This is a genomic window from Streptomyces sp. NPDC054794, assembly GCF_053611585.1.
Genome location: NZ_JBSHAQ010000012.1, coordinates 162600 through 174419, shown reverse-complemented (window position 1 = coordinate 174419; position 11820 = coordinate 162600). Strand labels below are relative to the sequence as shown.

Annotated in this window: 8 protein-coding genes; 4 read left to right on the top strand and 4 right to left on the bottom strand. The window is 73.6% G+C overall.

Going from position 1 to position 11820, the window contains the following annotated elements:
- Positions 1-100 precede the first annotated feature (100 nt).
- The 3 genes from ACWGKT_RS15590 (at position 101) to ACWGKT_RS15580 (ending at position 4532) form a co-directional block, all read left to right on the top strand.
- Positions 101-2320 (top strand): NADP-dependent isocitrate dehydrogenase, encoded by a 2220-nt coding sequence (locus tag ACWGKT_RS15590; RefSeq protein ID WP_453274004.1) that lies wholly within the window; start codon positions 101-103, stop codon positions 2318-2320.
- 125 nt (positions 2321-2445) lie between these two features.
- On the top strand, positions 2446-3243 hold the full coding sequence (locus tag ACWGKT_RS15585) for an N-formylglutamate amidohydrolase (RefSeq protein WP_453274003.1): 798 nt from the start codon (positions 2446-2448) through the stop codon (positions 3241-3243).
- A 62-nt stretch (positions 3244-3305) separates the two neighbouring features.
- Positions 3306-4532 carry a cytochrome P450 gene (locus ACWGKT_RS15580; RefSeq protein ID WP_453274002.1) on the top strand — a complete coding sequence of 409 codons (1227 nt, stop codon included), beginning with the start codon at positions 3306-3308 and terminating at the stop codon, positions 4530-4532.
- Positions 4533-4563: 31 nt separating this feature from the next.
- On the opposite strand, the gene ACWGKT_RS15575 is transcribed toward ACWGKT_RS15580, so the two are convergent.
- The 3 genes from ACWGKT_RS15575 to ACWGKT_RS15565 are packed head-to-tail and all read right to left on the bottom strand — an operon-like array spanning position 4564 to position 7180.
- Entirely contained in the window at positions 4564-5100 is a 537-nt protein-coding gene (locus ACWGKT_RS15575) for a hypothetical protein (protein ID WP_356152077.1), read from the bottom strand.
- Between the two features lie 5 nt (positions 5101-5105).
- A complete protein-coding gene (locus ACWGKT_RS15570; protein WP_356152029.1) occupies positions 5106-5744 on the bottom strand; it encodes an RNA polymerase sigma factor in 639 nt (212 codons plus the stop codon).
- Entirely contained in the window at positions 5741-7180 is a 1440-nt protein-coding gene (locus ACWGKT_RS15565) for a S8/S53 family peptidase (RefSeq protein WP_356152027.1), read from the bottom strand. Before ACWGKT_RS15565 ends, ACWGKT_RS15570 begins: the two co-directional genes overlap by 4 nt.
- A 132-nt stretch (positions 7181-7312) precedes the next feature.
- Here ACWGKT_RS15565 and ACWGKT_RS15560 point away from each other — a divergent pair, with 132 nt between their 5' ends.
- Positions 7313-9916: a CHAT domain-containing protein gene (locus tag ACWGKT_RS15560; protein WP_453274001.1), complete on the top strand. Its 2604-nt coding sequence runs from the start codon at positions 7313-7315 to the stop codon at positions 9914-9916.
- A 10-nt stretch (positions 9917-9926) separates the two neighbouring features.
- Here ACWGKT_RS15560 and ACWGKT_RS15555 read toward each other — a convergent pair whose 3' ends face one another.
- Positions 9927-11789, bottom strand: coding sequence for a LuxR family transcriptional regulator AbsR2 (locus ACWGKT_RS15555; protein WP_453274000.1), 1863 nt, complete (start codon positions 11787-11789; stop codon positions 9927-9929).
- Positions 11790-11820: the final 31 nt, after the last annotated feature.

Genomic DNA, 11820 nt, shown 5'->3' with positions numbered 1-11820 from the left:
GGTACGGGACGCTCCCGACTCGCGGACCCCTGTCGAGCGTGGGTCGATCACGAGATATCTTGATGTCGAGCAATGTTGCAGACGTGGAGCGGAGCACCCGGTGACTGACTCGACCATCATCTACACCTACACAGACGAGGCCCCGGCCCTGGCGACGCATTCGTTCCTGCCGGTGGTCCAGGCGTATGCCGCGCAGGCGGGTGTCGCCGTGGACACCCGTGACATCTCGCTGGCCGGGCGCATCATCGCCGTCTTCCCGGAGTACCTGAACGAGGACCAGCGCATCCCGGACGCGCTCTCCGAGCTGGGCGAGCTGGCCAAGACTCCCGAGGCCAACATCATCAAGCTGCCGAACATCTCGGCGTCGATCCCGCAGCTGAAGGCCGCGGTCGCCGAGCTGCAGGGCAAGGGCTACGCGCTGCCGGACTACCCGGACGACCCGAAGTCGGACGAGGAGCGCGACATCCGCGCCCGCTACGACAAGATCAAGGGCTCGGCCGTCAACCCGGTCCTGCGCGAGGGCAACTCCGACCGCCGCGCCCCCGCCTCGGTCAAGAACTACGCCAAGACCCACCCGCACCGCATGGGCGCCTGGAGCTCCGACTCCAAGACCAACGTCGCGACCATGGGCGTGGACGACTTCCGCTCCACCGAGAAGTCCGCCGTGATCTCCGAGGCCGGCTCGCTGCGCATCGAGCTCAAGGGTGACGACGGCTCCACCACGGTGCTGCGCGAGTCCGTACCCGTCCTCGCCGGCGAGGTCGTCGACGCCTCCGTGATGCGCGTCGCCGCCCTGCGCGAGTTCCTCACCGCGCAGGTCGCCCGCGCCAAGGAGGAGGGCGTCCTCTTCTCCGTGCACCTGAAGGCCACGATGATGAAGGTCTCCGACCCGATCGTCTTCGGTCACGTGGTGCGCGCCTTCTTCCCGAAGACGTTCGCCCAGTACGGCGAGACCTTCGCCGCGGCCGGCCTGACCCCGAACGACGGTCTGGGCGGCATCTTCAAGGGCATCGAGGCCCTGCCGGAGGGCGCCGCGATCAAGGCCTCCTTCGAGGCCGAGCTCGCCGAGGGCCCGGCCCTGGCGATGGTCGACTCCGACAAGGGCATCACCAACCTGCACGTGCCGTCCGACGTGATCGTCGACGCCTCGATGCCGGCCATGATCCGCACCTCCGGCCACATGTGGGGCGCGGACGGCCAGGAGGCCGACACCCTCGCGGTCCTGCCGGACTCCTCCTACTCCGGCGTCTACCAGGCCGTCATCGAGGACTGCCGCGCCAACGGCGCCTACGACCCGGCCACCATGGGCTCCGTCCCGAACGTCGGCCTCATGGCGCAGAAGGCCGAGGAGTACGGCAGCCACGACAAGACCTTCGAGATCCCGGTCACCGGCACGGTCCGCCTGGTCGACGCGGCCGGCAACGTGGTCCTGGAGCAGACGGTCTCCGCCGGCGACATCTTCCGCGCCTGCCAGACCAAGGACGCCCCGATCAAGGACTGGGTGAAGCTCGCCGTCACCCGCGCCCGCGCCACCGGCGACCCGGCCGTGTTCTGGCTGGACGAGACCCGCGCACACGACGCCAACCTGATCGCCAAGGTCAACGAGTACCTGGCCGAGCACGACACCGAGGGCCTGGACATCCGTATCCTCGCCCCGGTCGAGGCCACCAAGCTGTCGGTCGAGCGCATCCGCCGCGGCGAGAACACCATCTCGGTCACCGGCAACGTGCTGCGCGACTACCTGACCGACCTCTTCCCGATCCTGGAGCTGGGCACCAGCGCCAAGATGCTGTCGGTCGTCCCGCTGATGGCGGGCGGCGGCCTGTTCGAGACGGGCGCCGGCGGCTCCGCGCCGAAGCACGTCCAGCAGCTGGTCAAGGAGAACTACCTGCGCTGGGACTCCCTCGGTGAGTTCTTCGCCCTGGTGCCGTCCTTCGAGCAGTACGCGAAGACCACCGGCAACGCCCGCGCCCAGGTCCTCGCCGACACCCTCGACCGCGCCACGGCGACCTTCCTCAACGAGGACAAGTCCCCGACCCGTCGCGTCGGCGGCATCGACAACCGCGGCAGCCACTTCTTCCTGTCCCTGTACTGGGCGCAGGAGCTGGCGCGGCAGACCGACGACGCGGACCTGGCCAAGGAGTTCGCGGCGTTCGCCGAGACCCTCGCGGCCAACGAGCAGAAGATCGTCGACGAGCTGATCGCGGTCCAGGGCAAGCCGGCCGACATCGGCGGCTACTTCCAGCCCGAGAAGGCCAAGGCGGACGCGGTCATGCGCCCGTCGGCCACCTGGAACGAGGTGCTCGCGTCCCTGAGCTGACGCGAGCGGCCGACGGCCGTTCCCCCGTATGACCCCCGCCCCGGTCGGCAGTGCCCGACCGGGGCGGGGTCGTTCACCCGTCCACCCGTGCGCCCGTCCCCCGACACCACCCTCCGGAGCGGCCCGTGTCCCGTCCCGCATCGTCCTTCGAGGTTCTGCCCGGCGCGGACGACTCGCCCGTGATCCTGCACGTGCCGCACTCGGCGCGGGAGGTACCGGCCGCCGTGCGCGCGGGCATCGTGCTGGACGACGCCGCGCTGGAGCGGGAGCTGGACCACATCACGGACGCGCACACGGCGGAGCTCGCCGAGCGGGCCGCCGCGCTGTGCGGGCTCGTGCCCTGGCGGTTCGTCAACCGGCTGTCCCGGCTGGTGGTGGACCCGGAGCGGTTCCCCGACGAGCGGGAGGAGATGCTCTCGGTGGGGATGGGGGCCGTGTACACGCGGACCACCCACCGCGCTGAGCTGCGGCCCGCGGACACCGATCCCGAGCCCCTGATCGAGCGGTACTTCCGGCCGTACGCGCGGGCGATGACCGAGGCCGTCGCCGACCGGCTCGCGGCCACCGGCCGGGCCGTCGTGATCGACGTGCACTCCTACCCCACCAAGGGGCTCCCGTACGAGCTGCACGGCTCAGGCCCCAGGCCGCCGGTCTGCCTGGGCACCGACGCCTTCCACACCCCGCCGGAGCTGACGGAACTGGCGCGGCAGGCCTTCGCCGGGTGCGGGGAGACGGGGCTGGACAGCCCCTTCAGCGGTACGTACGTGCCGCTGGAGTTCTACGGCCGGGAGCCCCGGGTCGGCGCCCTGATGATCGAGATCCGCCGGGACACCTACATGACCGAGCCCGGCGGCCCCCCGGGGCCGGGCCTGTCCCGGCTGGCGTCGGCGCTGGCGGCCCTGGTCGACGGCGTCACCCGCTGACCGCCCCTCCGGCTGGAGCACTCCGGCAGGACAGCCGACGGCCGCCGTACCAGGGTGAAGGCATGACGACCGAGGAGATAGGCACGCTCACCGGCCAGGCCGCGCCGCCGGTACGGGACTGGCCCGCCCTGGACCTGGAGGGCACGGACTTCGACCCGGTCCTCGCGGAGCTGATGCGCGAGGGTCCGCTGACCCGCATCCGCCTCCCGTACGGGGACGGCTGGGCCTGGCTCGCCACCCGCCACGAGGACGTCAGGGCGATCACCAACGATCCGCGGTTCAGCCGTACGGAGGTCGCCCGGCGTCAGGTGACCCGGCTCGCCCCGCACTTCAAGCCCCGCCCCGGCTCGCTGGCCTTCGCCGACCAGCCCGACCACAAGCGGCTGCGGGGGCCGGTCGCGGGCATGTTCACCCAGGGGGCGATGAAGCGGCTGCGGCCCCGCGCGCAGGAGATCCTCGACGGCATGGTCGACGGGGTCGTACGGGACGGGCCGCCCGCCGATCTCGTCGAGCGCGTGCTGGAGCCGTTCCCGATCGTCGTGGTCAGCGAGGTCATGGGCGTGCCGGCCGCCGACCGGGAGCGGGTGCACGCCTGGACCCGGCAGATCATCTCCACCTCCGGCGGGGCGGATGCCGCCGACCGCGCCAAGAACGGCCTGTACGGCTGGATCACCGAGGCCGTCCGGGCCCGCGCCCACGGCATCGGCGACGACGTGTACACACTGCTCGGCGGCGCCGTGGCGCAGGGCGGGATCAGCGAGGAGGAAGCGGTCGGCCTGGCCGGTCCGCTGCAGATCGGCGGCGAGGCCGTCATCCACAACTGCGGCCAGATGCTGTTCCTGATGCTCACCCGGCCCGAGCTGATGGACCGGATGCGCGACCGCCCTGAGGCCCGCGACACCGTCCTCGACGAGCTGCTGCGCTACATCCCGCACCGCAGCACCGTCGGGCTGGCCCGCATCGCCCTGGAGGACGTCGAACTGCACGGCGTGCGCATCGCCGCGGGCGAACCGGTCTACGTCTCCTACCTGGCCGCCAACCGCGACCCGGACGTCTTCCCGGACCCCGACCGCATCGACCCGGACCGCGCCCCCAATCCGCACCTCGCCTTCGGCAACGGCCCGCACTACTGCACGGGTGCGGTCCTCGGCCGGCTGCTGACCGAGCTGCTGATCAACACCCTGCTGGACCGGCTGCCTGGGCTGCGCCTGGCGGTCCCGGCGGACGAGGTGGCCTGGCGCCGCAAGACCATGATCCGGGGCCCGCAGACCCTGCCGGTCAGCTGGTAGCAGGGTCTACGGCCGGGCTCGGGGCCGACTCCTAGGCCCGCAGCCACTCCGTGACGATCACGTCGCCGCCGGCGCGCAGCCGCAGCGCGAACGGCCCGGCGGGGGGCGTGTCGCTCATGAAGCGGCCCATGTCGTCCACCGGGACGGGAGCGGCCGCCTGCGGTCCGCCGAGGACCTCTATGCGGGCCGACTGGGGCGGCAGCACCTGCCCCATCAGGCCCTCGCCGGTGACCTCGACGTCCACGGTCAGCTCGCCGGCCCGGAAGGTCAGCATCCGCGGCGGGTCCGTCGCCCCCCGCACCGGGATGGCGTCGACCAGCGAGTCGAAGGTCAGCTCGGCGATCCGCGCGTCGAGGTCGTGCAACGCGTAGGCCTCCAGGGCGAGTTGACGCAGCTCGGCCGGGACGGGGTCCAGGATGGCCGCAGCCTGGCGCAGTTCCTCCTCCAGGAGACCGGCCCCGAAGTCGGCCTCGAACGCGGCCTCGTCGAAGGCCTCTTCGCCGAACTCGTCGCGCTCCGCGTCACGGCCCCGGTCCGGGCCGACGCCGTCGTGGTTGTGGTGGTTCATGTCGCTCACAGCGCCCCCCGTGCTTCCAGTCGTGCCTTCAGCCTGCGCAGACAGCGCTGCCGGAGCGGGCCGATGCTGCCGACCGCGATCCCCAGCGCGGCCGACACGTCGACATAGCTCGGCGGCGGGGAGGCCATCAGAACGCGCAGTAACTGGCGGCAGCGTTCGCCCAGTTCCTCGAACTCCTGCCACAGCCGGCGGATCCGCTCGGCCTCGGCGGCCGCCTCCTCCGAGTCGATCAGCGTCTGCTCGGGCGTCCGGTCCTCGCTGACCCGGTCCAGGACCTGCGGGTCGTCGGTCGGCATCAGTCGGGTCAGGCTCCTGATCACCTTCAGGCACTCGTGCCGAGCCGTGCTGGCCAGCCAGGAACCCGCCTTCTCCGGCTCACGGATCCGGCCGAGGTTCTGGGCGAAGCGGAACCACACGGTCTGGTACACCTCGTGGCCGTCCGCGTCGGAGAGCCGGTGCGCGCGCACCACGGACCACACCAGCGGGCTCAGCCCTTCCACCAGCGCCTTCCAGGCCGCCGCGTCACCGTCGACGGCGGACTGGACCAACACGCCGACCTCTGCTCGGTCCACGGCCTCACCCCTCGTGTACGGCCTGTCATCGTACGCCGTGGAGGGGACCGTTCCGGACCTCATGCGGGAGGTGCCAGTCGCACGACGGGTACCGGGCGCCAGGTCGCCGGACGCAGCGCCGGGACGTGCGCCCCGCGCACTTCCGCGTACTCGGTGTTGGTGTCGAGCAGCTGTTTGCGCGCCGCGCGCGGGTCGCGCTCCTTGTGCGCCGTCATATGGGCGGCGACCAGCCCGGCGGCGACCGGCGTGGCGAACGACGTGCCGCTCCAGTGCGCGAACCCCTCGAACATCACCTGGTCCGCCTTGCCGGGCGTGGTGATCCGCTGCTCGCTCAACACCCCGGTATGGCGCGGGTACTGGCAGGTGCAGGCGTAGGTGAAGCCGAACCGGCAGTGGTCGTAGGTGGTGTGCTGGTACACGTACGGCACGGGCGCGTCGAAACCGGCCAGGGGGCTGGTCAGTTGCTCGCCGGGGGCGTAGACCTTCACCCAGCCGCCGTGGTTGGTGAAGCAGGCGCCGAACTCGCCGTCGCTGCGCAGCGCGCCGACGGACAGCACGACGTTCTCGTACCCGGGCACGTCGGCGTAGGCGGCCGGCCAGAACGGGGTGGCGCTGGCGTTGTTGCCGGCGGCCGCGACCAGCAGGGTGCTCTGCTCGTCGCGCAGGGCCTGCATGAAGCTCTCCACGCCGAGCAGTCCGTGGGCGCTGCCGTTCGGCGTGCCCGCGGAGAGGCTGATGATGTCCGGCCAGCCGTACCGGTCGACGGCGTCGAAGAGCTTCTCGCCGAACTCGGACTCCAGGATGGCGCCCGCGTCGTTGAGCGTGTTGCTCACGTTGATGTCGGTATTGGGCGAGAGGGCCGCCACGAGCCCGGCGATGAACGTGCCGTGGCCGACGTACTGCTGGAGGATGCCGGCCGCGTCGACCTCGTCGACCTGCGGGTCCCCCGTGACATGGGCCATGAGGGGGTAGGAGCCGAAGTCGTGCACCAGGCCGGTGTCGATGACCAGCACGCCGACCGCCGTGTCGGCGTCGTACGTCGCCTCGGCCGGGGCCGGGTTGGGCGTCTGCGTGAGCAGGGCCGGGACGGGCTCGGCCGGGTTGCAGGCGTTGACCGTGGTGGACACGACGTGGTTGCGGCTGATCAGCCGGCGGCCCGCGCGTCCCTCCGGCTCCCGCATGGCCCGCAGGGCGTGCGCGACGGCGCGGTCGCCCCCGCGGTCCCCGTGGCCGGGGTCGCCGACCTGGATACGGGTGACGCCGGTCCGGTTGGTCTCCGGGCCCGCCCGGCGCACATGGTCCGCGACCAGGCCGGTGGCCGCGGTGAAGTGCGCGCGCACGGTGTCCTCGACGACCCGTGCCTCCTCTCCGTCCCGGGCGAGCACGACGCCCTTCTCGTAGAAGAACTCGGCGGAGTCGTCCGGCCCCATCGCGAGGGGGACGTCCGGCATCGAGCGCTGGATCTGGTCGAACTGCTCGTGGAATCGCTGTGGTGCCATGGCGTGTCCTCCCACAGAGGCGGCGGTCGTCAGTCAGAGCGGCGTGGCTTTGAATTGATACAGCGTCGAACCGACCCGATACCCCGTCAAACCCATATGACCTGTATGCGGAGGGCCACTACCATCCAAGACGTGACAGCGGGAAGCGACTCGGTTCTCGAACTGCTGCCGATGGTGTTCGCCGCCCCCAACGAGGCCGTGGCGCGTGCGGAGCTGGTGCTCGACACCGATCCGTCGCCCTTGCACGCCTCCGTCGCCCACCAGGTGATCGGCATCTGGCAGCGGGACTTCGGGGACCTGCGCATCGCCCTGCGGCATCTGCGGCGCGCCCGTGACCTGGCGGCGCGCGCACAGGAGCCCGAGCGGGAGGCGGACGTCCTCGCCACGCTGGGGGTCGCATTGGTGCACGCGGGGCGCACGAGGCAGGGGCTGGCGGCGTTCGAGCGGGGTGTCGCGCGCGGCAGCGGGCACACCCGGGCCCGCGTGCTGTACCGGCGCGCCTACGTCTGGTGGGTGCTGGGCCGTCATCGGGAGGCGCTGGAGGACGTACGCCGCGCGATCCCCGTGCTGCGGCAGCTGGCCGACGTGATCTGGACGGCGCGCGCGCTGACCCTGCGCGCCACCGTCCATCTGGCGCTGGGTGCGGTGGACCGGGCGGACGCCGACTTCGCCGCGGCCGAGCGGCTCTGGGAGACCACGGGCCAGGAGCACGACAAGGCCGACGCGGTGGAGAGCCGGGGGCTGGCCGCGTTCCGGTCGGGCGACATCCCGGCCGCGCTGCGGCTGCTGGACGAGGCAGAGGAGCGGTACGCCAAGCTCGGCACGCCGATGTTCATGCTGTACATCCGGCGCTGCGAGGTGCTGATGGCCGCCGGGCTGGCGCCGGAGGCGCTGGCCGAGGCGGACGCGGCGATCGCGGTGCTCGACGAGATCGGCGGACAGTCCACCCGTAAGGCGGAACTGCTGCTGGCCGCCGCGCGCGCCGCACGGCTGGCGGGCGACGCGCCCACCGCAATCGCCCGCGCGGCCGTCGCCGTACGGCTGTTCGCCGGACAGCGGCGCCCCTGGTGGGAGACCCATGCCCAACTGGTGCTCATAGAGGCCCGGGTGGCGGCCGGGCGCCGGTCGGGGCGGCTGGTCGCCGACGCGGCGGCGGTCGCCGAGCGCCTGGCGTCCTTCGGTTCACCGGCCGCGCCGGAGGCCTCGCTGCTCGCGGGCCGGATCGCGCTGGCCCTGGGCTGGACGGCGGACGCGGAACGGCATCTGGCCGTGGCCGCGCGCAGCAGACACGGCGGGCCGCCGCTGGCCCGGATGACGGGCTGGGCCGCGCAGGCGCTGCGGGCGCGGGCCGCCGGCTCCGGACGGGGTGTCCTGGAAGCCTGCCGGCGCGGGCTCGACGTCCTGGACGACCACCGGACGACACTGGGCGCCTCGGAGCTGCGGGCCCGGGCCACCGCCCAGGGCGCGGAGCTCGCGGCGCTGGCCCAGCAGGCCAGCCTCGACCACGGCGGACCGCGCCGACTGCTGATGTGGAGCGAGCGCTGGCGGGCCACCGTGCTGTCGGCGCCGCCGACCCGGCCGCCCGCCGACCCGGCGCTGCTGAGGGGCCTGACCGCGTTCCGGGAGATCGCGGCCCGCGCGGAGGTGGCCCGGATGGACGGCCGTCCGGTGCCCGCGCTGGAGCGCGAACAGCGGCGCCTGGAACGGGAGATCCGCTCCCGCACCCACCACATGCGCGGTGACGCGCCCGGCGGCGGGGACCGCTTCGACCCGGCCCGGCTGCTGGACCGGCTGGGCGACGGGCGGCTGGTGGAACTCGCCGTGCTCGACGGCCGCGTGCAGGTGCTGCTGTGCGGGCAGGGGCGGGTACGGCGGTTCGAGGGCGGGGCGCTGAAGGAGGCAGTGGCCGAGGCCGAGCATGTGCAGGCCGGGCTGCGGCGGCTCGCCCACCCGGGCGCGGAGGGCCGACTGCCGCTGGTGGAGGCCGCGGGCCGGCGCCTGGAGGAGCTGTTGCTCGGCGGGGCGGTGGCGCATCTCGGCTCGGGGCCGGTGGTGGTGGTCCCGCCCGGCGCGTTGCACCGGGTGACCTGGGCGCTGCTGCCCTCGCTGCGGGACCGGGTGCTCAGCGTGTCGCCGTCGGCGGGCAGTTGGCTGCGCGCCCGGGAGACCGAGCCACCGCCCGGCGGCGGGCACGTCCTGGTCCGTGGCCCGGGTCTGGCCACCGGCGGCGCCGAGGTCCCCGAACTGGCCGACCGGTACGGCACGGCCAAGGTCCTCGAACACGACGACGCGCAGGTCCCCCGGGTGCTGGACGAGCTCGACGGCGCCGCCCTGGCGCACATCGCCGCGCACGGGACGTTCCGCGCGGACAGCCCGCTGTTCTCCTCGCTGCGGATGGTCGACGGCCCGCTCATCGTGCACGACTTCGAGCGCCTCGCCCGCAGCCCGTACCGGATCATCCTGTCCAGCTGCGACACCGCCCGGCTCGCCTCGGTCGGCGCCGACGAACTCCTGGGCCTGGTCACGGCGTTGCTGCCGCTGGGCACCGCCGGGGTGGTGGCCAGCAGCGCGCCGGTCAACGACGAGGCGGTCGTGCCGCTGATGATCGCCCTGCACAAGGGCCTCGGCGCGGGACTGTCCCTGGCCGAGGCCCTGCGCGACGCCCGGGCCGCGCTCCCGGGCGACGCCGTGCATCAGGCGACGGGCTGGGCGTTCGCCGCGTTCGGGGCGGCCTGAGGCGACCCGGTCACGCCGACTGCTCGTCCGGCAGCTCCACCAGCCACGGCAGGGCGCCCCGGTCGCCGGCGCCGAGGCGGGTGTAGGCGCCGTACAGGTGGTTGCCGACCGTGCGGACCGAGAGGGTCAGCCGCTCGGCGATCTGCCGGTTGCTCAGTCCGGCCGCCGCGAGGGTGACGATCTGCCGCTGCCGCGCGGTGAGTTCACCGAGGACCAGGCCGGACAGTGCCGGGGTGCGGGCGCCCTGGCAGCGGCGGGCCAGGGCGAGCGCCCGGGTGCGGGAGGTGCGGGCGGCGCGCGGGTCGCGGTGGGCGCGTACGGCCTGGGCGTGCGCCTCGGCCGCGAAGAGCAGGAAGCCGCGCGCCTCCAGGGCTTCGGCGGCCCGGTCCAGGGCGGGGCCGTCGCCCCGGGCGAGGGCGTCGGCGTGCCGGGCGAACGGCCCACCGTCCGGGAGCCGCCCGGCGGCGGCACCGGGTGCGCCGAGTCGTACGGCGTCGTAGAGGCCGTACGCGCCGTCCCCGCTGTCCGGGTCGAGCTGGTGCAGGGCACCGTCGAGGTCACCCCGGGCGGCCGCCGCCCAGACCCGAGCCTCGACCGGCACCGGCGAGGCATCGGACTCGTCCGCCGCCGGCCGGCCGCCGGGCGCCGTCACCGGTTCCCCCATCTGCGCGGCGGCCAGGGCGAGTTCGGTACGGCAGGACGCGTCCCCCGGCGTCGTCCGCAGTCCCTCCCTCGCCCAGGCCGCCGCCTCCCGCAGCTCCCCCCGAAGCCGCGAGAACCGGGCGCGCACGGCCGCGTACCGGGCCGGCACCGGCGCGCCCTGCTCGGCCAGCCACTCCCCCACCGGAGTCGGCACGGCCCGTACGTCCGTCGCGTCGATCGCGCGGGCCAGCACGGCCCGTTCGGCGTCCAGGGCCGGTGCGCACTCCCGTGGGGTGCGAGCCAGCCGCCGGGCCCGCAGCGTTCCGGCGGTGGCCCGCAGCGCCGGGCCGTGCAGCGGGTGGGTCAGCCGGACGCCGCCGCGCTCGTCGACGCGGATCAGGCCGTCGGCCTCCAGTCGTTCGAGGGCCTCCAGGTCGAGCCCGTCCAGGTGCGGCGGCAGGGGCTCGGCGAAGGCGAGGCGCTCCAGGGTGTCCCGTTCGGGTCGATCCAGCAGGGGCGCGACGCGCTCGCGCACGGTGGCGGTCACCGGCAGGGGGCCGCGCCAGGCCCGTTCGTCCGTTCCCGGGACCTGGGTGAGTGGCCCGGACTCGCGCAGTGCGCCCAGCAGGTCGCGCAGCATGCGCAGGTCGCCGTGGCACAGCCGGTGCAGGCGGTTGACGGTGAGCGGCTCCGCGGCTCCGGCGGTGGCGATGAGGGCGGCCGTCTCCTCGCGGGGCAGCGGTTCCAGGGCGAGGCGCGGCAGGAGTTCGCCGGTCCACAGCCGGGAGACCGCGCCGGGCACCGGGGCGCCGTCGGCGACGATCACGATCAGGCGGGTGCGTCCGTGCACGGCGAGCTGGTGGACGAGGGCGGCGGAGGCCTCGTCGAGCAGATGGGCGTCGTCGACGACGAGAAGGCGTACGCCGCACAGCAGTTGGACCGCGCGGTGCAGCGTGACCGTCTCGGGGAGCAGGTGCGCGAACGCGGCGAAGGAGAGCTCCCGGGTCTGCGGGGTGCCGGTCACCCGGGCGCAGTCGGTGCCGCGCACCGCCTCCGTGACGAGCCGGGACTTGCCGCGGCCGGCCGGACCGGTCACCACGATGCCGTGTCGTCCCGCCGTCAGGGACCGCCGGATCAGCTCCAGTTCGTCCTCCCGGCCGGTGAACGGCCAGGGCAGTTCGAGGGTGTTCGCGTCCCGTTCGTAAGTCGTCACGTCTATGAGAGCGCGCATACTCACCCCTGATACAGGGCGACTTGAGTAG